Here is a 21,748-nt window from a genome sequence, read left to right as displayed (position 1 = left end):
TTGCGGGATGATCGTAAGTGGTACAATAGTTTTAAAAAAGGGTAAAGAAATCTCGTTACAGCGTTTCCATCCCTGGCTCTTTTCGGGGGCCATTCAAAAAATGGAAGGCCTTGTTAATGATGGTGTTTGGGTAGAAGTTAAAGATCATAACAACAAGACCCTTGGCTTTGGTCACTATCAAAATGGCAGCATTGCGGTACGTATGCTCACCTTCGACTCCGTGGTGCCGGATAAATCATTTTATGCTAAAAAACTGGCACATGCTTTAGCGCTGAGAGAAGCTGCCTGTCTGCCTTCTATGCACACCAATTGCTTCCGCCTAGTGCATGGCGAGGGCGATGGATTAACCGGACTTGTTATTGATTATTATGATGGTGTTGCTATTGTACAGGCGCACTCTACCGGAATGCATGCTGATCGGGAGGAGATTGCAACAGCCCTGCAAACAGTACTCAAAGACAAACTAAAAGCCGTTTACTATAAAAGTCAGGGCACCCTTCCAGGAAAAATGCGTGATGAAAAAAGTGATGGCTATCTCTATGGCATGACCAGCGTGCCCCATGTGGTGAAGGAACACGATCAAAAATTTTTAATCGATTGGGAAAGTGGACAAAAGACAGGTTTCTTTTTAGATCAACGTGAAAACAGAAAGCTGTTGGGCGATTTCTCCAGAAATAAAAAAGTGCTGAATACTTTTTGCTACACAGGAGGGTTTTCTGTTTATGCTTTGCATGCAGGTGCTGCCTTGGTGCATTCTGTAGATGCTTCTGAAAAGGCTGTTGAGTTAACCCGAAAAAATATTGAGCTCAATGGCTTCGATGCAGAACAACATGGATGCTTTGCCATGGACACTTTTGATTTTTTAAAAGATAAGAAAGATCAATACGATGTAATCATTCTTGACCCGCCTGCTTTTGCCAAACACCGCGATGCCAAACATCAGGCAATGAAAGGTTATCAACGATTGAATGCAGAAGCAATGAAAATGATAAAGTCTGGCGGTATTCTCTTTACCTTCTCTTGCTCACAGGTTATCGATCGCAAACTTTTTTATGATACGGTTACTTCTGCAGCGATACAAGCAGGCCGGGATATAAAAGTGTTAAGTCATCTGTGTCAACCAGCAGATCATCCTGTTTCCATTTTCCATCCTGAAGGTGAGTACCTAAAGGGCTTAGTGTTGGGTATTGTCTAAAGCTCATTTCTTATTGAATTGGTGCCAAAACACTTAAGATTCCAACCTCAAAGGCTTTACGTGTGTCTAATCAAAAAAAATTCAGCACATGAAAGCCATTATATTTCTATTCGCTATTAACCTTTTTTTAATTGGTTGCTCCGAAGAAGGTGAAAGTATTCCAAGCTGCTCTACACCAGCAACCGTGCGCGACCTAAGTGGTTTAGATGGATGCGGGTGGGTTTTTGAATTGAATGATGGAACAAGGCTTATCCCTCAAATGCTGATGTTTTGTGGCACACCACCCCTACCAAAAGAAGTGACTGAGGACCCTCTGTACCAGTTTGAATATGTAGACGGAAAGCAGGTGCTCATCAGTTTTGTAATTATGGCTGATGTAGCAACAGGCTGTATGGGTGGTGAAGTCGCCAAAATTACCTGCATCAGTGAGCGAACTCTGCATGGTAATGAATAAATACCACGACTTAAGTGAGCCGGGATCTTGAGCTAAGTGATTATTTTTAAACATGATCTCTACCTACCTCCGCAACACTTCTTTTGTTAAAGCAATGCTGTTTTCAGGTTTGTGCATTGGCATAGCCGATGGTATTGCTGCTGCTCTTTCTAATTTTTTAATGAAGGGTGTCAGCCCGGATCGGGTATTCAAATTTGTAGCCAGTGGTGTATTTGGTATGAAGGCTTTTGCGGGGAGTACTGAAATGGTTGTCGCTGGCTTATGCTTTCATTTTCTGATCGCCATGGGCTTCACTGCTTTTTTCTTCATTGTCGCTTCTTCCTTAAAAAATTTACTCAATAATGTTATTTTAACCGGCATTGGTTACGGCTGTGGCGTTTGGCTTGTCATGAATTTTATATTAATTCCTCTCTCCAACACACCTCCAATCTCATTTCAAAGCGATAGCGTTATTGTGGGAATTCTTGTGCACATGTTTATCATCGGCATTCCTATTGTATGGCTAGCGAAGCAACACATGGGCTCGACAAACTTATCTGCATAAGCCTTTTTTTACCAGGAGGTACTCGTCCCACATCTCCCTTACGATTTCTGCAGCAGGCTGAATTTTGGTAATGCTTGCGGCTACCTGCCCTATTTCCAGTTCCCCCTCCTCCATATCCCCTTCAAACATACCCTTCTTAGCTCTGCGCTTACCCAACAAAGTCTCCATCTCCTGATTGGTTCCTCCTCTTTTCTCAAGTTCAATTACTTCCTGAAAGAATTTATTTCTTAATAAACGAACCGGGGTTAACTGTTTCATGGTAAGCAATGTCTCGCCCTCCCCGGCCGCAACAATTTTATTTTTGAAGTTTTCATGGGCTGACGATTCTGCCGATGCAGCAAATCTGCTGCCCACCTGTACGCCATCGGCACCCAGGGCCTCTGCGGCCAACATACTTCTGCCATTGGCTATGCCCCCCGCTGCAATCAATGGTATGGATATGGCCGCCCGTACCATTGGGATTAGAACTAAGGTTGTTGTTTCCTCCCTTCCATTGTGGCCACCCGCCTCAAAGCCTTCGGCAACCACGGCATCAACACCTGCCTGTTCTGCTTTTTTGGCAAACTTTACGCTGCTTACTACATGAACTACCGTAATCCCATGGGCTTTTAAGTGGCTTGTCCAGGTGGCGGGATTACCTGCCGAGGTAAATACAATTTTCACATTTTCCTGAATGATGAGGTCTATGATTTCCTTCATTTCCGGATAAAGCATGGGTACGTTTACCCCAAAAGGTTTTGAGGTGGCAACCTTACATTTCTGCAAGTGTTCCTTTAGGGTCTCTGGGTGCATTGAGCCCGCCCCGATAATACCCAAACCACCCGCATTACTCACGGCTGCGGCCAGGCGCCAGCCACTACACCAGATCATGCCCGCCTGAATGATAGGAAACTGGATGTTGAAAAGTTGTTGAATGCGCTGGTTCATGATTAAAATGGGCTTGTATTGCGTTGAAAATCTGAAATTTAACTCAGGAGCTCCGGAAGGCCAAAAAATAGTACTTTAGAGTTGTCCACAAACTCAAGATTTAATTTTAGGCACTTAACTTACTGTTTTTCAGTATGTTAAACATTATCAAAAGGGGCGTGTGGATAACTCCAAAAAATTGTGGAAAAGTATTTCGCCTCTTTTTTGGATCATTTTTCCGTTAATCGTATACAATTAACGCTCCATCACTAAAAGCAGCTCATTGGCATAATGATTGCCACTTTGATAAACTTACAAACCGTATTTTCGTTTTTGATTTCTATGATGCGCATTCTCCCTTTCATCCTCTTCCTTTCTCTATTTGTCAACATGGTGGTTGCACAAACCAAGGTGGTTAAGTTTAATGAGGTGGAAACTATGCTGAAGTTAAAGGAAGGCCCTATTCAGGTAATTAATTTTTGGGCCACCTGGTGTGGTCCCTGTGTTAAAGAATTACCCATGTTCGAGCAGGTCAACTCGAACAATTCAAAGGTAAAAGTTACCCTGATTAGTCTGGATTTTGCCGATAAACTCGACAAGGTTGATGCCTTTATTGCGCGTAAAAATATGAAGAGTGCAGTGTTGCTGCTTGATGATATTGATTACAACAGCTGGATTGATAAGGTTGAAAAAAGCTGGGAAGGTGCTATTCCGGCAACACTTATCTATAATCCGACCAACGGCAAGCGTGTATTTACCCAACACGAACTGAAAGAAGGTGAACTCGAGAAACTAATTGAATCCGTACAATAAACTAAATAAATAAAACCATGAAGTACTTCAAATCACTTATTGCTGTGGCTTTTGTTGCCGTTATTTTTGTTGCCGCTAAGCCGGCAGGCTATGGTGTTGGCGATGCTGTTGCCGACTTTAAACTTAAAAATGTTGATGGCAAAATGGTGTCGTTAGCAGATTTCAAAAGTGCTAAAGGTGTTATTGTAATTTTTGATTGCAACACTTGCCCTTACTCACAAAAATACAATGACAGAATTATTGCACTTGCTAAAAAGTATTCAAGCACTTTCCCAGTTGTAGCCATCAACTCCAACTCTCCCGAAGTATCCCCTGGCGATTCTTTTGAAGAAATGGTAAAGTATGCAAAAACGAAAGGCTATACTTTCCCTTATTTGTTTGATGAAACTCAGGAGGTGGCCCGCAATTATGGCGCTACCAATACTCCGCATGTATACGTTTTGAAAAAAGACGGTGCCGCTTTCAAGGTGGCCTACATTGGTGCTATTGATAACAATACAAAAGATGCCGCTGCTGCTGATAAGAAATATGTTGAAGAAGCTGTTGATGCCCTGATTGCAGGAAAAGCAGTGCCTGCCGACAAAACAAAGGCCATCGGTTGTACAATTAAGTGGAAACCTGCTTAATTATTTAACAACTCTTCATCAAAGAGGTTGTAAAAAATCTCGGCAACTCCAACAGGTTCCGGTTTTTCTACAGCCTCTTATCTTCTATCACCTGGCCGTCTTTTTTTGATCTGTTAAGCCATTTTTAACGTGACAAGGTTCTTTTAGCCATTCGCTGGCATTTGCCTAATAGAATTCTGCCATTATTCTTTAAATCGAGATTAATTCTTCACAATTATACTTTTGTAAAAGGATATTTGGGATTGTGGGATATTTTTTAAGTTATTTTTTGTTTTGTGGTGCCTGCGCGTAATTTTGCGCAACTTTTTACCAAACACTCGGAACTATATGGCGAAGTCAACAAAAAAGGCGAGCCCTAAAAAAGCAGCTAAAAAACCCACTACTAAGCCTGGCGCAAAGAAGCCTGTAAAGGCAGCCAAAAAAGCTGCACCTAAAAAGGCAGCCAAACCTGTAGCGAAAACGGCTAAACCCGCAAAAAAAGTTGCGGCTAAAAAAGCGGTTGAACCTAAAAAAGTGACAAAGCCAGCACCCAAAGCTGCAGCAAAGCCGGCAAAAGCGCCCGCTCAGCCAGTAAAGGTGGCTCCGGTTAATCCAGCCCCAACACCTAAACCATCCATTGCACATACCGTTTTCCCTAACGTGACACAGCAAAGACCCGTAGCACATCGTCCTGCCAACGCACCAGGCTCCTCTACATCAGACAACAGAACACGCTATTCTGACGAAGAATTGAAGGAGTTTGAAGTCCTTATCAACGCAAAACTTGATAAGGCCCGCAGTGAGTACAAAATTTTGAAGGACACCCTTAACAGAAACAATGATGAGGGTACAGATGCAACCTCGGGGGGTAATACCAAAGTTTTGGAAGACGGTGCTGAAACCGCTGAAAAAGAGAACATGAGCCAATTGGCTGCTCGTCAGCAGAAATACATTACTAACCTTGAAAATGCCTTGGTACGCATTAAAAACGGCACCTACGGTATTTGCTCTGTTACAGGCAAGCTTATTTCAAAAGAACGTTTAATGGCTGTTCCGCATACTACTCAGTCTATCGAGGCTAAAATGCAGCAACAGGACTAATTGTATTTTCTAAACCTATCCCTTAAAGACCCCGTTTACGGGGTTTTTTCTTTTATACGAGACTCAATAAAAACGTACCTTTGTGCAAAACAGCAATACCGTGGATTTCTTACAAAACCATATTGAGGCACTTATCTTCTGTGCCCCTTCTCCAGTAAAAGTAACTGATATACACGCCTGCCTTTCAGAGATGTTTGGCGCAGATGTACCCGAGGATGATATCAAGGGAGCCATTGATCGTATTGAGCAAAAGTTTTCAGCGGAAGAATCTTCGTTCCAGCTTAATAAAGCTGCTGGTGGCTACCAGTTTTTAACCAAGCCAGCTTACCAGGCCAGCATTGGCATTCTCTTAAAACAGCAATCTAAAAAGCGCCTCTCAACGGCAGCTATGGAAACATTATCCATTATTGCTTACAAACAGCCCATTTCTAAAACGGAAGTAGAAAATATTCGCGGGGTAAACTGCGACTATGCCGTGCAGAAATTGATGGATAAAGGACTGATTGAAATTAAAGGTAAAAGTGAAAGTGTAGGCCGCCCGATGCTTTATGGTACAACCATAAAGTTTATGGAATATTTCGGCATTAACGATTTAACTGAAATGCCTGTTCCTAAGGACTTCTCACAAGAAGTAATCAGTACCATAGGCGAAAGCATAGATTCAAAAGAAACAGCAATAAACAACAATACAGAAACAGATGGCCAAGCGTAAATTATCGCGTACTGATCCGCGCACAAGCGGAGGCGATGCAGGCCGCAGATCTTCTAAAAGCTCAAGTAAAAAAAGCGCTTCGAGAAGTTCTTCCAACTCACGGAGTGAAAGAACATCTGCCCCGCGCAAATTTTCAGATAAACCTTTCGACAAAAAGCGCTCCACCCGTTCCGGAGATGAAAGTCGCGAAGAAAGACCCAGAAGAAGTTCATCTACCAGAAGTGCACCCCGTGCCGAAGGAAGAAGTGAAAGACCTTTTGATAAAAGAAAAACAGGTGGAAGAACCGAACGTGGGGGCAGCAGGCCTTTTAATGCTGATGCCAAACCACGAAGAGGTTTCCCGGAAGGCTTTAAGCGTGAAGATGATGAAAGACCGAGACGTACTTCCAGACCTGATGGTGAACGTCCCTCTTTCCGTCAACGCAACGATGCCCCAGAGAAACCATTCAGAGGCAAATCAGATAATCCCTTTGCACGCAAACGCGACTTCGATAAAGACGAAAAATCCGAAAGAAGAAACAGTGATACCAGAGGGAGACGAGATGATGGTGACAGGTCTGAACGCAGAAGTTTTTCTAAAGACGAATCTACAGGCAGATCCGATAATCCTTTTACCCGTAGACGTAATGCCGAAAGTGATGAACGCCCCGTAAGAAGGGATGAGGACGCCAAAGGCAGAGGAGCTGAGGATGAAAGACCTGCCCGCAGAAATTTTTCAAGAGAACAATCTTCCGGAAGATCCGATAATCCCTTTACACGCAAGCGCAACACAGAAGATGATGAGAGGCCGGTAAGAAGAGATGATGACACAAGAGGCAGTGATGACGATGAAAGAAAGCCTTTTGGTAGAAGAAAGTCTTACGACAATCGCGAAGTAAAAGATAGCCGTGGTGAAAGAAGACCACGTAAATCATTTACCGAAGGAAAAACTATTTCATCTAAAGGCTATAAAGACAGAGGAGATGCTGTAGAGGAAAAACCTGAAAAAATGCGTCTGAATCGTTACATCGCCAACAGTGGTGTAAGTTCACGCAGAGAGGCTGATGAGATTATTAAAATGGGTTTAGTAACCGTTAACGGTAAAACCATAACCGAAATGGGTTATCAGGTTCAACCGGGCGATGTTGTTAAGCATGAAGGTAAAATGCTCCGTGCCGAAAAGCATGTATATGTTTTAATGAACAAACCTAAAGGATACTTAACCACTACCCGCGATCCTGAAGACCGCATGACAGTATTGGAGTTAGTCGGATCTCACATCAAGGAAAGAATTTATCCGGTAGGACGACTAGATAGAAACACAACAGGTTTGCTTTTGCTAACCAATGATGGTGCATTAGCCGAACAACTTTCACATCCTTCATATAATGTAAAGAAGATTTACAAAGTTGAACTTGACAGACCTTTGGCAAGACAGGATTTTGAAAAAATCGGACAAGGTGTACAGCTTGAAGAAGGCCGTGCCATGGTGGATGACATTGCCATTGTATCAGAGGATGCTAAAACTGTTGGTCTTGAAATTCATATCGGTTGGAACAGAGTCGTGCGTAGAATTTTCGAATCACTTGAGTATCAGGTGGTGAAACTTGACAGAACGATTTATGCAGGTCTGGATAAAAAAGATTTACCAAGAGGTAAATGGAGACATTTACGCGAAGAAGAAGTTATCCGACTTAAGCACCTGAAAAAAGGTACCTGAGTTGAGGTATAAAGGTTAAACAAAAAGATGATGCTTAAGTGTATCATCTTTTTTTGTTTATAGGCTATTCTTAAAATACCAAAGTCTAGGTATTGCGCAACGTAATGCCTACTGGATACCTTGCTGAAAATAGTTGGTATGAAATATTTAGCAAAATTTCCAAGATTTATTTCAGTCTTTATTCTTCTGTTATCGCTAACAGCAAGTACTTGCGAACCTGATATTCCTGAACCGCCTGTCACTGATGGAAACAGTGGTGGTGGCAGCGGAAATGCTGTTTGCTCAGGAAGCTACAGAAGCCCGGTCAATGATACTCAGCTTGATTCATTTTGTGCAGCTGCATATGCCTATCGTTGCCTTGATGGTTTAGCCTTAAGTTCTCAACAGGTGCAGAGTGTGTGTTCGATTTACAACAGCATTCGCGAACCGGGTACACCAGATTGCCCTTACTGTAAATAGTCTCTTACTTTAATCAATATTACTATGAATCATTTAACAAGGTCATATCTTGTTTTACTACTATTGCTGATATCCACTGCAGTACTTGCACAGGATGTAATCATTAAAAAAGATGGTACAGAAATCAGTGCCAAAGTTGTTGAAGTTGAAGATTTGAAAGTCAGGTATAGACGATTCGATCAGGGTACCACCGGACCGATTTACTCGATTGCAAAAGCTGAGATTTTTATGATCCGCTATGAAGACGGGACAAAAGATGTTTTTGGTGCAACGCAAGCGGCCACAACAACGCCTGCACAAACACAGACTCCTGTCAGCACTGTAGAAAAACCTGTACAAGTTGCGCCTGCACAAACCAATACTACAACCGTATTAAGTGCTTCACCACAAAGCACCTACACACCTTCCACGAACAGCGCTACCACCTCACGTTTTTTTATCAGTTATGCCCCCGGTACTTATGCTGGTCTAGGTGTAAGCATGGGTGGATTAAAGGACAAAGGAGGGCTCTATTTTACCGGACGTTTCTCGGGCAATTCTTTTGGTGAAGTTTCCATTTATGAAATGAGTGATGCTGATGGCATAGATGACGACTTTTGGAATTGGCAGTATACAGGCAATTACCAATACAGACGTGGTTCATTTTTATTAGGCTACATGGCTAACATGGGTGGTGATCTGGATGGCACAAGCATTCATGGATATTTTGGTATCGGCTACGGTTATGCCAATTATATGTATGAATACGAGCAAGTAGGCGACTCTGGCACTTCTTATGGCTACGAGTGGATTAAATACACGGATGTAAGTAAGTCATCCGTTGAAGCAGAGTTTGGTATGCTGGTCGATTTAAATGGCTTTAACTTAAGTATAGGTTATTCTACGCTCGCCTTTTCCGAAGGCATGTTAACCTTTGGTGTTGGTTTATCTTTTAAGCGATAATTTACCTAAGCCTCCTCGCATAAGCCCTGGCCTTGCGTTCATAGAACCTTGCCAGGGTTTCTTTTTTACCAACTTCTCTTTATTGGTTTATGTACAGCGAGGAACTGCGTTTTAAGAAATCAGTTGGTAATGAGGTAAAACAAAAAAAGGTGTCTTTTCAGACACCTTTTTTTGTGGTGATGGAGGGAATTGAACCCCCGACACAAGGATTTTCAGTCCTTTGCTCTACCAACTGAGCTACATCACCTTAAAACTGACCAAATAAAGGGCAGCGGGGCACAAAAGTAGATAAATTTACTTTCCGAGCAAAAATGCCATCAGAAATATTATGCTTTTGTCATTCTCAGGCCCATCTTTTCAAAACTCATTCTAAATTGTTTACAAAATTGGATTTATAACGATTGAAGCTTAACCTCGTGGTATGATTCAGCAAATTGCATTTGTTATTACACTCGGCATTGCCGCCTACTTCATCCGAAAGCGTGCTTTACGCATTCGCGATAACATTAAGCTTGGAAAAGCGAACAGCATAAAGGATCGGCCCGCTGAGCGCCTCCAGAATATGTTGCTTGTGGCTTTTGGCCAAAAGAAAATGTTTAAAAAGATAATACCCGCCATACTCCACTTCTTTATCTATGTGGGTTTTCTGGTGATCAACCTAGAGGTACTCGAGTTTGTGGTGGACGGTGTATTGGGTACTCATCGTGTCTTTGCTCCTTTTCTGGGGTCCTTCTACGGTGTACTCATGAACATTTTCGAATTTTTGGCAGTGGCTGTCTTACTAGCCTGCGTGTTTTTCCTGATCCGAAGAAATGTAATGGACATTCCCCGGTTTCAGTCTGCTGAATTAAGCAAGTGGCCAAGGCTGGATGCTAACCTGATTCTGATTACAGAAATTGTTTTAATGACGGCCATCCTCAGTATGAATGCTGCGGATCAACTCTTACAGGGTCGCGATGAACACTATGTCGCTACTGGTAATTTATTCTTCAGCTCTTTTTTTATTCCCCTGTTTGAAAACCTGAGTACGGGTACGCTGATTTTTATTGAGCGCTTTGCCTGGTGGTTTCACATAATTGGTATTCTTGGCTTTGCTGTTTACGTTACCTACTCCAAGCACCTGCATATTTTTCTTGCCTTCCCTAATACATACTATGGCAAGCTTGAGGCAAAGGGTCATATTAACAACATGCCCGTAGTTACCAATGAGGTAAAATCAATGCTAGGTTTAACTACGGAAGCCCCGGTTGCTCCTGCCGAGCCAGGTCGTTTTGGCGCAAAGGATATTAATGATTTAAGCTGGAATAATTTAATGGCTGCCTATTCATGTACAGAATGTGGCCGTTGCACAGCAGAATGCCCCGCGAATCTTACTGGCAAAAAATTATCACCGCGTAAAATTATGATGGATACACGCGACCGCATGGAAGATGTTGGTAAGAGCATAGAAGAGGGTGGCCCTGGTTTAAATGATGGTAAAACATTGCTTGGCGATTATATCACAAAAGAAGAAATCAATGCATGTACCAGTTGCAATGCCTGCGTTGAAGCTTGTCCAGTGCTTATCAATCCTTTAGAAATTATCGTAGAGTTGAGACGTTATGTTTCCATGGAAGAATCGGGCGCTCCTGCTTCCTGGAACAGCATGTATCAAAACATTGAAACCAATTTTGCTCCCTGGAAATTCTCTCCCAGCGACCGATTCAACTGGTCGAAGAGTGAGTAGTGTTTAAAAGAATTATTAATGTTAACAATATCCAATGGGTATAAACATGAGCGATATATTTCAGGGTTGTAAAGGCTTATTGTTGATTAATTTGGGATGTAGTATAGCTGAATTTTCATAACAACGGATCACGAGGCTATTTGAGATGGGTTATTTTGAGATCAAAAAAAGTAAGGATGGACAAATACTGCTTAACTTAAAAGCAAACAACGGTATCACAATTTTAACCAGTACGGGTTTTAATGATGAAGAGCGGTGCAGGGAGAATGTTGAAGCGGTGAAAAAAAATGCAGTAAAAAATGAGCGGTATGAAATTAAAGAAACTGCTGATAAGAAGTTTTATTTTGACCTTAAAGCGGACAACGATGTTGTTGTCGGCAAAAGTGAAATTTATGTAACCAAGGCTGCTGCCGGACGAGGCGTTGACGCAGTAAAGCGAAACGCGCCAGATGCGCACTTGAAAGAATGAGCTTGATTATAAATTATATTTTCTAAAACTATGAACATACCTGTTGTTGCCGATTTAGCCGCCAAAGGAGAAAGTCCGGAAGTATTGTTTTGGGTTGGTTGTGCCGGATCGTATGACGATCGCTACAAACGTGTAACCAAAGCATTTGTAAAAATTATGAATGCGGTGGGTACAAAATTTGCAGTGCTTGGAACAGAAGAAAGTTGCACAGGTGACCCCGCACGAAGAGCCGGAAACGAATTTCTTTTTCAGATGCAGGCCATGTCCAACATACAAGTGTTGAATGGTTACGGCATTAAAAAAATTGTAACCGCTTGCCCCCATTGTTTTAATACTATCAAAAACGAATATCCCGAGCTTGGAGGAAATTACGAAGTCATTCACCACTCCACTTTTTTACAACAACTGATCAACGAGGGGAAAATTAAACTTGAGGGTGGTGGTTCATTTAAAGGCAAAAAAATTACTTATCACGACTCCTGCTATTTGGGCCGTGCAAACAACATTTATGAGGCTCCCCGCCAAGTACTTGAGGCGCTTGATGCCGATTTAATTGAAATGAAACGCTGTCGCACTACCGGTTTGTGCTGTGGTGCTGGTGGCGCCCAAATGTTTAAAGATGCCGAAAAAGGCAAAAAAGAAATAAATGTCGAGCGTGCTGAAGAAGCTTTGTCCACCGGTGCTAAAACCATAGCGGTAGCTTGCCCCTTCTGCATGACCATGATGACAGATGGTGTTAAAAACAAGGAGAAAGAAGCTGAGGTTGCCGTAAAAGATTTGGCGGAACTGATTGTAGAAGCAAAGGGTTTATAGTCTGTACGTTGTTAGCCAACACACAGCCAATTTTATGATTGTACCTTTTAACAATTTACCTGCCACAGCCAGGGTCTGGATATATCAAAGTGACCGCCACCTTACGCCTGGCGAGATGGATATTATTAAGCATCGCGTTTCTTCCTTTCTTGAAAAATGGACTGCTCATGGCAATACTTTACATGCCGGGGTAGATATCTTGTACAGTCATTTTATCATTATCGGTCTGGATGAATCCTTATCGGGAGCCAGCGGCTGTTCTATCGATAGCTTGTTCCGTGATCTGAGTGCTTTGGGTAAGGAGCTTAATGTTGATTTTTTCAATCGTGAAAACATTGCCTTTTTTATTAATAATGAAGTACGTCTGATACCAAGACAGGGGCTTAAAACGTTCTTTCTTGAGGTGGGAAGCAGTGTAACGACCTTTAATAATCTTGTTACTACCAAAGGATCCTTACAAAGTGAGTGGCTGCTGACTGCCGGCAACAGTTGGCTAAAACGATATATGCCTACTTTTTCGGTATAAAACACTGCCTGCTTTTTTGTAGTTTTCGGAATTAGTTTGAAAAATATGCGTTATCTATCCTTCATTCTTGTATTGCTATTGGCTGTATCATGCAGTGTAGAGAAAAAAGCGTTGAAGGCTTTTAATCGCGGTGAGTACCAAAATGCTATTGGACTTTATCAAAAGACTCTCTCCCGTAACCCGGGTAAAGCAAATTACTTTATTGCCGAAAGCTACAGACTTTCCAATCGCATAAAAGAGGCAGAACCCTTTTACGCTAATGCAAAAGGCCTCGGAATTGACAAGGATACCGTTCAGTTTTATTATGCACAATCATTAAAAGCCAATGGGAAATACAATGAAGCCCTGGCGCAATTAAATAGCCTGGCTGAAAATGCCAGCAGTGATAAACTTAAAAGATTGGCAAATGCACAGGTAAGTGGACTTCAGGGGCTGGAAACCCTGAAGCAAAACAAAAGCTACTACCGTGTAAGAAACCTGGAAGCACTCAACACAGCTTGGGCAGAGTACTCGCCTGTGTTCCTGAACAATGAATTATACTTTACCTCCAATCGTGGCTCAGGTAAAATTTACGAAGCAGAAGGCAAGCCCTTTTCAAATATTTACAAGGTTGCCTCTCGGGGTGCTAATGTGGACTTAAATACACTGGCTCCACTACCCTCCTCTATCAATTCAGAAGGCATTAATGATGGCTGCGTTACCTTTTCGCCTGATGGTAAAATCATGGTGTTTGCAAAGGGAAATACCGGTAAGAAAAAAGGTGCAGAAGATGTTGATCTCTACATTGCCCGTTTCAGAAATGGGGAGTGGACTGCTGCACAGCCCATCACTGGTAGTGTGAACACACCTGGTCATTGGGAATCCACGCCTTCTTTTAGTTCTGATGGTCGTACCCTCTACTTTTCTTCATCACGTCCGGGTGGACAAGGTGGCTTAGATATTTATTCCGCCCGCATGGATTCGCGTGGTCGATTTTCTCAGGTAAAAAATCTTGGTTCTGAAATTAATACCCCAGGCGATGAATATTTCCCACACATGGCAGAAGATGGCAAGCTCTACTTTGCTTCTGATGGACATGCCGGCTTTGGTATGCTCGATATTTTTGTGGTGAACCGTGCCAATGGTCGAAACGTAATCCAAAACCTGGGTGAACCTGTCAATTCAAATGCTGATGATTTCGGTATGTTTCTTTTTAAGCCTGACCGTGGATTCTTCACTTCCAACAGAGCAGACGGAAAAGGAGACGATGATGTCTTCACTTTTGTAAATGAAGATCCTAATCTTAAAATCATCAACTACTACTTAGAAGGCATTGTGTACACACCAGATAAAGAGGGGAAACTTCAAATACTGCCTAACACAAAAGTCAGCTTACTTGATAACAAAAGAGAAAGCATGACTGATTATGTAACAGGCAATGATGGTAAATTTTTATTCCGTGTTTACGGGGATGAAGATTACGAACTGTTTGGAGAACTGGACGGTTACTTAACCAAACGTCAACCTTACACTACCAAGGGCAAATCTGTTGATCCCGCCACCTTAAAAGAGTTGGTTACCAACATTACACTCGACACCATTCTTGTGATGGATCGTATTGAGATCAATAAAATTTTTGTGCTGGATAACATTTACTTCGATTTTGCCAAAGCTGATATTACACCTGCAGCTGCCACTGAGTTAAACAAACTCGTTGAGATACTTAAAGATAATCCTGAGATCAAAATTGAAATGGGCTCACACACCGATAGTGTGGATACTTATGAATATAACCTGCTACTTTCTCAGCGCAGGGCAGAATCTACTGTGCGCTATTTAGTAAACAATGGGATCTCTCAGCAAAGACTAACAGCAAAAGGTTATGGTGAAACAAAACCTGTTGCCCGCAATACCAATCCAGATGGCAGCGATAATCCAGTGGGGCGTGCACGCAACCGTAGAACTGAGTTCAAGATTGTTGAAATTGGAGAAGTGGTGAGGCCTGTAAGTGAAGAGGCTGAATTTGATGAGGACAAATATTTTAAGGGTGACGGGAATTAGCAACAAAGCGCCTTTCAAAAAAATAATCTGTTAATTTTCTCTCAAATATTTACCTTCATCGCTTAATCTTTAGCGATGAGAGCCGATAGAACCATTCAGCAGTTTCTGTTTTGTTTAACTTTTTTTCTGGCTTCTGCCTTTAATGCAGGTGCTCAACAAAAGATTAATTTTGATAACGATTGGCGTTTTCATTTCGGTCATGCCAACGATCCTGCAAAAGATTTTAACTATAGTTTATTCACCATTTTTTCAAAATCAGGAAGTGCCGTTGGCACAGCTATCGATCCAAAATTCAACGATAGTCTTTGGCGCAAACTAAATGCTCCACACGATTGGGCTGTGGAACTTCCCTTTGTAAATAAAGACAACTTTGATGTTCAGTCACACGGTTATAAACCTGTTGGTGGCTTCTTCCCTGAAACCAGCATAGGTTGGTACCGCAAACATTTTAATATCAACAAGGCAGACTCAGGAAATCGCTTTCAACTACAGTTTGATGGCATCTTCCGCAATGCCTCAGTATGGGTAAATGGTTTCTACCTGGGCACAAATGAGAGTGGTTATGTTGGCATCACTTATGACATCACCGATTATATCAACTACAAAAATGAGAATGTTGTAGTTGTGCGCGTTGATGCCACCCAATACGAAGGATGGTTTTACGAAGGTGCAGGCATCTATCGCCATGTTTGGTTGAATAAGATCAACAACCTGCATTTTGCAACGGGAGGCGTATTTGCCCACACTAATGTTCAAGAGAAGAGCGCTATCATCACCATTGAAGCCACTGTCGAAAATCAAAATCTATTTCCTGCCAATTGTACTGTATTCTCTTATCTGACGGATCGCCATGGTAAAAAAATTGGCGAGACAAAAGAGCAAGCCCTCAGTCTTGGTGTAAATGCACAGGGTAAGGTCATCCAAAAAGTTTCAGTGAGCAACCCAAGGCTTTGGTCTTTGGAAGATCCTTATCTCTATAAATTAATTTCGGTTATTAAAAGCAATGGCCGCATTGTACACACACATAAAGAAAGAATCGGTCTACGAACAATAAAAATTGATGCCAAGGAGGGCTTTTTTCTTAATGGAAAGCATGTCAAATTATTAGGCACTAATAATCACCAGGATCATGCCGGACTGGGCAGTGCCCTTCCGGATTATTTACAACACTACCGTATTCGTCTCTTAAAAAATATGGGCTCGAATGCATATCGTGCCAGTCACCATGCACCTACTATGGAGTTGCTAAATGCCTGCGACAGTTTAGGTATGCTTGTGATGAACGAGCAGCGCTTATTGAACAGCAGCCCGGAGTATTTGGATCAGTTTACCAGGTTAATCCTGCGAGACAGAAATCATCCTTCAATATTCATGTGGTCCATTGGTAATGAAGAAGGCTGGATACAAACAACTTCTGTTGGTAAACGCATAGCCCAAACCTTGCTCGCGAAACAAAAAGAACTTGACCCTACGCGAACCAGTATTTATGCAGCTGATCTTGCTAATGTATTCAATGGTGTTAATGAAGTCAGTCCTGTTAGAGGATTCAATTATCGTCAGTTTGCAGTAGCCGATTACCACCGCGATCATCCATCACAACCAATTATCGGCACAGAGATGGGCAGCACTGTAACTACACGTGGCATCTATGAAAAAGACAGCATTCGTGCCTATGTGCCAGACCAGGATATAACTGCACCCTGGTGGGCCAGTAAAGCGGAAGATTGGTGGACACTTGCCGCTGATTCCAAATTTTGGTTAGGTGGTTTTATCTGGACAGGACTGGATTATCGCGGTGAACCAACGCCTTACAAGTGGCCAAATATCAATTCGCATTTTGGTATCATGGATGTATGCGGATTCCCTAAGAATATTTATTACTACTACCAAAGTTGGTGGACCAACCATGACATTCTTCACATTTCACCCCATTGGAATTGGCCGGATAAAAGAGGTGAGACCATCGATGTTTGGATTAATTCAAATGCCGATGAAGTAGAGCTTTTCCTGAATGGAAAAACGTTAGGTAAAAAAATAATGCCACGTAACAGTCACCTCAAATGGCCAGTTACTTATGAACCCGGCAAGCTTGAGGCGGTCGGTTATAAAAAAGGAAAAGTTTTTAAAACAAAAGTTGAAACAACCTGGCAACCTTTTGAAGTTGTATTAACACCCTATAAAACTACGATGCTGGCCGATGGAAAAGACGCTACCGTTATAAACATTTCTGTCATCGACAATCAGGGGCGTGAAGTGCCTACTGCGGATAACATGGTTCGCTTTGAAATAAGTGGTGATGCAAAAATTATTGGTGTTGGTAATGGAGATCCCAGCAGCCATGAGCCAGATAAATGTGAAGATGGTCGCTGGCAACGCAGCGCTTTTAATGGAAAATGTCAGGTAATCATTCAGGCAGGTACAAAGCCGGGCATTATTAAGTTTGAAGCAAAAGCGGCAGGGCTTTGGTCTGGTTCAACTGACATCATCACCGTGTCACCAGGAAGCGTTGCTACCATAACACGAGATAAAACCTACGACCTGAGTAGTGAGGCGGCCAAGAGTCGCGAGGTAACACAAATGATGGGAGCCGATATTTCCTTCTTACCTGAGTTGGAGGCACGCGGTCTCAAATTTTCAGATAAAGGAGTTGAGAAGGATGCCATACAGATTCTAAAAGATCATGGGTTTAATTATGTACGGCTGCGCATCTTTAATAATCCTGCGCATGAAAAAGGTTATTCGCCTGATAAGGGCTTCTGCGATTTACAACACACAAAAGAAATGGCTAAGCGCGTAAAGGCAGCCGGCATGAAGTTGTTATTGGATTTTCACTACAGCGATTATTGGGCTGATCCTGGTAAACAATACAAGCCAGAAGCCTGGAAAGATTTAGGTTTTACTGAGTTGAAAAAATCAGTTTATGATTTTACAAAAACGGTAATGACTGAGCTAAAGGCACAAGGAACAACACCCGACATGGTGCAGGTGGGTAATGAAATCAACCATGGCATTATCTGGCCCGAAGGAAGTGTAAGTCATCTGGACAGTTTAGCACAACTTATTCGTGCGGGCACAGCAGCTGTAAAAGCGGTAGACCCCACTGTTGTCATGATGCTACACGTTGCACTGGGAGGTCAGCATGATGAGTCTGCGTTTTTTATTGACAACATGCTTGCCCGTGGTGTGCAGTTTGATGTAATTGGTGAATCATACTATCCTAAATGGCATGGTACTTTAGACGACTTGCGCGATAACTTAAACGACTTAGTGAAGCGGTATAATAAAAATGTAATTGTCGTTGAGTATTCTCATCGCAAAGAAGAAGTAAACAAAATTGCTTTTGAAGTAGTCGGTGGAAAAGGAAAGGGTACATGCATCTGGGAGCCACTGAATACCTGGGAATCTATCTTTGATAAGGATGGAAAATCCAATGAACTGATTGAGCTGTATGATGTGATGAGCAAAACTTATTTAAAAAAATAGTAATACGTATCCTCAAGTTCCTATAATTACCTTATACCCATATCCATGAATCACCTTTTACAAACCAGCGATTACATTGTATTCCTCATCTATTTCGTACTTGTTGCCTCTTACGGTTGGTGGGTTTACAGCAGAAAAAAGTCGAGTGAATCTTCCACAAAAGATTACTTTCTGGCTGAGGGTTCTTTAACCTGGTGGGCTATAGGGGCTTCTTTAATTGCCTCTAATATTTCTGCAGAGCAGTTCATTGGCATGAGTGGTGAAGGTTTCTTTGCGGGTGTAGCTGTGGCGGCTTACGAATGGATAGCAGCCATCGCACTCATCATTATCGCTGTGTGGTTCATTCCTGTTTATCTCAAAAACAAGATTTACACCATGCCTCAGTTTTTGAAACAGCGTTATAACGAAACAGTGGCCATTGTGATGGCTGTGTTTTGGTTATTCTTGTATGTTTTTGTAAATCTTACCTCCATACTTTATTTAGGTGCTATGGCCATAAGCGGCCTGGCAGGTACCGAATATTTTTATGCAATTGTGTTGGGGCTTGCTGCCTTTGCATTTGTCATCACCATTGGTGGTATGAAAGTGATCGGTTATACCGATGTGATTCAGGTGGCTGTACTTATTCTGGGTGGTTTTGTTGCTGTTTATCTTGCTTTATACACAGTTGATGAAGCACTCAATCAGGGTAGCTCTGCTTTTAACGGCTTTTTAACATTAATGAAAAAAGCACCAGATCATTTCCAGATGATTTTTGATAAACCAACTGCCAGCAGCAGTAGCGACTACGTGAGTAAATACATCGCGCTTCCGGGTATCACCATGTATTTTGCCGGGCAGTGGATTGCTAATCTAAATTATTGGGGCTGCAATCAATACATCACACAACGCGCACTTGGCGCAGATTTAAAAACAGCGCGCAACGGTATTCTATTCGCAGGCTTTCTAAAATTATTTATGCCTGTCATTGTTATGCTGCCTGGTATTGCCGCTTATGTTTTATACCAGCATGGTTATTTTGATGCAGCTGTTTTTGATGGCAAAAAGGATGGTGCCTATTCTGCCATTTTAAGTTTGCTACCGGCTGGCATGAAAGGTTTGTCTGCTGCTGCTTTAACAGCTGCCATTGTAGCGTCTTTAGCCGGCAAGGCCAATAGCATCTCCACCATTTTCACACTGGACATTTATCACAATTACTTCAATAAAACGGCCAGTGAAAAGCAATTAGTCTGGGTTGGTCGTGTCACCGTTTTAGTTGCCATGCTCATTGCTATTTTCTGCACCTGGGATGATTTGCTCGGTATTGGTGGTGAAGGTGGATTCACCTTTATCCAGAAGTATACAGGCTTTATCAGCCCCGGAGTTTTTGCCATGTTTATACTGGGTATGTTCTGGAAAAGAACCACAGGCACCGCTGCCATTGCAGGCGTCTTGTCTGGGTTTCTGTTATCGCTGTTTTTCAACAACTATGCTCCGGCCATTTTAGGTAACGAAACATGGCTATATACAGCCTACCTTAACAACAAAGGGGAATATGAGATACCCTTCTTAATCAACATGGGCTGGTCATTTTTCTTCACCATGCTGCTCATGGTACTTATCAGTTTGGCCGGTCCAAAAGTTAATCCAAAAGCTTTTGCACTCGATAAAGCCATGTTTAAGATAAGCCCGTCCAATACCGTTTGGATTACGGTAATTTTAATGGTTGTTATTGCCCTTTATGCCAAGTTTTGGTAGTTCATTTAACACCTAAGTATTAACCAAATTCTATACTTTTGCCATCATATAAAATTTAAGACACTATGAGTTTCCGCATTGAGAAAGATACCATGGGCGAAGTACAAGTACCTTCCGATAAATATTGGGGTGCGCAAACTGAACGCTCTCGCAATAATTTTAAAATTGGCCCCGAGGCCAGCATGCCTAAGGAAATTATTTATGCTTTTGCTTACCTGAAAAAGGCTGCCGCGCAGGCAAACCATGAGCTTGGTGTTTTGGCTGCTGATAAAAAGGATCTGATCGCTAAGGTTTGTGATGAGATTTTAACAGGTAAACATGATGGCGAATTCCCTTTGGTTATCTGGCAAACGGGGTCTGGTACACAAAGCAACATGAATGTGAACGAGGTTATTGCCTATCGTGCACATGTATTAAGTGGTGGTAAACTGACTGATGATAAAAAAGTACTGCATCCCAATGATGATGTAAACAAATCACAATCATCCAACGACACCTTTCCAACAGCCATGCACATTGCCGCTTACAAGCAGGTGATGGAAATTACCCTGCCGGGTATGGAGAAACTTCGCGATACTTTAGCAAAGAAAGCAGCCGAATACAACAACATCGTAAAGACAGGTCGTACCCACTTCATGGATGCCACACCGCTAACTTTGGGTCAGGAATTTTCTGGTTATGTACAGCAGATCACAAACAGTATTCGCACCATTAAAAATGCATTGGAAATTGTGCGTGAACTTGCGCTTGGTGGCACAGCTGTAGGTACCGGTTTAAATACACCTAAGGGTTACGATGTATTGGTAGCGAAAAAGATTGCTGACCTTACCGGCTATCCCTTTATTACAGCGCCTAATAAATTTGAAGCCCTTGCCGCACATGATGGCATGGTGGAACTATCGGGTGCATTAAAGCGCGCGGCTGTTGCTTTAATGAAGGTGGCTAATGACATACGTATGTTAAGTTCTGGTCCTCGCAGTGGTATCGGTGAAATTATTATTCCTGATAATGAGCCCGGCTCATCCATTATGCCAGGCAAAGTAAATCCTACTCAGCCAGAAGCACTTACCATGGTTTGTGCGCAAGTAATGGGTAACGATGTGGCTGTTTCTATAGGCGGATCAATGGGACATTTTGAACTCAATGTATTTAAACCTGTCATTGCTGCCAATGTATTACAATCTGCACGCTTGTTGGGTGATGCCTGCATTTCTTTTAATGATAAGTGCGCAATAGGCATTGAGCCTAACCTTGCTATTATTAAGCAGCACATGGAAAACTCCCTCATGCTGGTGACGGCCCTGAATACACACATCGGTTATGAGAACGCTGCGAAAATTGCCAAGACAGCTCACAAAGAAAATAAGACCTTGCGCCAGGCTGCGCTTGACCTGGGTCTTGTAACAAATGAACAATTTGACCAATGGGTAAGGCCAGAAAAAATGGTGGGTAGCCTGTAAAAGTCGTCCAGGGTAAGGTTCTATAAGCTTCCTACCCTGGACTGCTGAATATATTTCAAAATAT

The 21,748-nt window shown here is 42.3% G+C and carries 19 protein-coding genes and 1 tRNA gene; 18 read left to right on the top strand and 2 right to left on the bottom strand.

Going from position 1 to position 21,748, the window contains the following annotated elements:
* The first annotated feature begins 7 nt into the window (after positions 1-7).
* From ACO1XM_RS12110 to ACO1XM_RS12100, 3 genes are all read left to right on the top strand, one after another.
* A complete protein-coding gene (locus tag ACO1XM_RS12110; RefSeq protein ID WP_486229551.1) occupies positions 8-1,195 on the top strand; it encodes a class I SAM-dependent rRNA methyltransferase in 1,188 nt (395 codons plus the stop codon).
* An 88-nt stretch (positions 1,196-1,283) separates the two neighbouring features.
* On the top strand, positions 1,284-1,649 hold the full coding sequence (locus ACO1XM_RS12105; protein ID WP_486229255.1) for a hypothetical protein: 366 nt from the start codon (positions 1,284-1,286) through the stop codon (positions 1,647-1,649).
* A gap of 52 nt (positions 1,650-1,701) precedes the next feature.
* Complete coding sequence (locus ACO1XM_RS12100; RefSeq protein ID WP_486229253.1) at positions 1,702-2,193, top strand: hypothetical protein; 492 nt, start codon at positions 1,702-1,704, stop codon at positions 2,191-2,193.
* On the opposite strand, the gene ACO1XM_RS12095 is transcribed toward ACO1XM_RS12100, so the two are convergent.
* Positions 2,182-3,120 carry an NAD(P)H-dependent flavin oxidoreductase gene (locus ACO1XM_RS12095; protein ID WP_486229251.1) on the bottom strand — a complete coding sequence of 313 codons (939 nt, stop codon included), beginning with the start codon at positions 3,118-3,120 and terminating at the stop codon, positions 2,182-2,184. The genes ACO1XM_RS12100 and ACO1XM_RS12095 overlap by 12 nt on opposite strands.
* A 321-nt stretch (positions 3,121-3,441) precedes the next feature.
* Here ACO1XM_RS12095 and ACO1XM_RS12090 point away from each other — a divergent pair, with 321 nt between their 5' ends.
* The 7 genes from ACO1XM_RS12090 (at position 3,442) to ACO1XM_RS12060 (ending at position 9,430) form a co-directional block, all read left to right on the top strand.
* Positions 3,442-3,912: a TlpA family protein disulfide reductase gene (locus ACO1XM_RS12090; protein ID WP_486229249.1), complete on the top strand. Its 471-nt coding sequence runs from the start codon at positions 3,442-3,444 to the stop codon at positions 3,910-3,912.
* A 17-nt stretch (positions 3,913-3,929) separates the two neighbouring features.
* Positions 3,930-4,538: a thioredoxin family protein gene (locus tag ACO1XM_RS12085; protein ID WP_486229247.1), complete on the top strand. Its 609-nt coding sequence runs from the start codon at positions 3,930-3,932 to the stop codon at positions 4,536-4,538.
* Positions 4,539-5,267: 729 nt separating this feature from the next.
* Positions 5,268-5,618 (top strand): TraR/DksA family transcriptional regulator, encoded by a 351-nt coding sequence (locus ACO1XM_RS12080; protein ID WP_486229548.1) that lies wholly within the window; start codon positions 5,268-5,270, stop codon positions 5,616-5,618.
* A gap of 100 nt (positions 5,619-5,718) precedes the next feature.
* Positions 5,719-6,330 carry an SMC-Scp complex subunit ScpB gene (scpB, locus tag ACO1XM_RS12075; RefSeq protein WP_486229245.1) on the top strand — a complete coding sequence of 204 codons (612 nt, stop codon included), beginning with the start codon at positions 5,719-5,721 and terminating at the stop codon, positions 6,328-6,330.
* A complete protein-coding gene (locus tag ACO1XM_RS12070; RefSeq protein WP_486229243.1) occupies positions 6,317-8,029 on the top strand; it encodes a pseudouridine synthase in 1,713 nt (570 codons plus the stop codon). Before scpB ends, ACO1XM_RS12070 begins: the two co-directional genes overlap by 14 nt.
* 138 nt (positions 8,030-8,167) lie before the next feature.
* Positions 8,168-8,488, top strand: a complete 321-nt coding sequence (locus ACO1XM_RS12065) for a hypothetical protein (RefSeq protein WP_486229241.1) — start codon at positions 8,168-8,170, stop codon at positions 8,486-8,488.
* A 24-nt stretch (positions 8,489-8,512) separates the two neighbouring features.
* Positions 8,513-9,430, top strand: coding sequence for a hypothetical protein (locus ACO1XM_RS12060; RefSeq protein ID WP_486229239.1), 918 nt, complete (start codon positions 8,513-8,515; stop codon positions 9,428-9,430).
* 174 nt (positions 9,431-9,604) lie between these two features.
* Here ACO1XM_RS12060 and ACO1XM_RS12055 read toward each other — a convergent pair.
* A tRNA-Phe gene (locus tag ACO1XM_RS12055) sits at positions 9,605-9,677 on the bottom strand.
* Positions 9,678-9,851: 174 nt separating this feature from the next.
* Between ACO1XM_RS12055 and ACO1XM_RS12050 the strand changes: the two genes are divergently transcribed.
* The 8 genes from ACO1XM_RS12050 (at position 9,852) to fumC (ending at position 21,684) form a co-directional block, all read left to right on the top strand.
* Positions 9,852-11,156 carry a 4Fe-4S dicluster domain-containing protein gene (locus ACO1XM_RS12050; protein ID WP_486229236.1) on the top strand — a complete coding sequence of 435 codons (1,305 nt, stop codon included), beginning with the start codon at positions 9,852-9,854 and terminating at the stop codon, positions 11,154-11,156.
* A gap of 145 nt (positions 11,157-11,301) precedes the next feature.
* The gene (locus ACO1XM_RS12045; protein WP_486229234.1) at positions 11,302-11,625 is read left to right on the top strand and encodes a YegP family protein; all 324 of its coding nucleotides are present in this window, start codon (positions 11,302-11,304) and stop codon (positions 11,623-11,625) included.
* Positions 11,626-11,655: 30 nt separating this feature from the next.
* Entirely contained in the window at positions 11,656-12,438 is a 783-nt protein-coding gene (locus ACO1XM_RS12040) for a (Fe-S)-binding protein (protein WP_486229232.1), read from the top strand.
* A 34-nt stretch (positions 12,439-12,472) separates the two neighbouring features.
* On the top strand, positions 12,473-12,964 hold the full coding sequence (locus tag ACO1XM_RS12035; RefSeq protein WP_486229230.1) for a hypothetical protein: 492 nt from the start codon (positions 12,473-12,475) through the stop codon (positions 12,962-12,964).
* 45 nt (positions 12,965-13,009) lie between these two features.
* The gene (locus ACO1XM_RS12030) at positions 13,010-15,004 is read left to right on the top strand and encodes a CHU_0125 family OmpA-like outer membrane integrity protein (protein ID WP_486229228.1); all 1,995 of its coding nucleotides are present in this window, start codon (positions 13,010-13,012) and stop codon (positions 15,002-15,004) included.
* A 75-nt stretch (positions 15,005-15,079) separates the two neighbouring features.
* Complete coding sequence (galA, locus tag ACO1XM_RS12025) at positions 15,080-18,487, top strand: beta-galactosidase GalA (RefSeq protein WP_486229226.1); 3,408 nt, start codon at positions 15,080-15,082, stop codon at positions 18,485-18,487.
* 45 nt (positions 18,488-18,532) lie between these two features.
* Positions 18,533-20,224 (top strand): sodium:solute symporter family transporter, encoded by a 1,692-nt coding sequence (locus tag ACO1XM_RS12020; protein WP_486229223.1) that lies wholly within the window; start codon positions 18,533-18,535, stop codon positions 20,222-20,224.
* A gap of 65 nt (positions 20,225-20,289) precedes the next feature.
* A complete protein-coding gene (gene fumC / locus ACO1XM_RS12015; protein ID WP_486229221.1) occupies positions 20,290-21,684 on the top strand; it encodes a class II fumarate hydratase in 1,395 nt (464 codons plus the stop codon).
* Positions 21,685-21,748 lie beyond the last annotated feature (64 nt).

This window comes from Chryseotalea sp. (assembly GCF_057350905.1).
The sequence above is the reverse complement of the archived record's forward strand: the minus strand, read 5'-3'. Positions and strand labels throughout refer to the sequence as shown.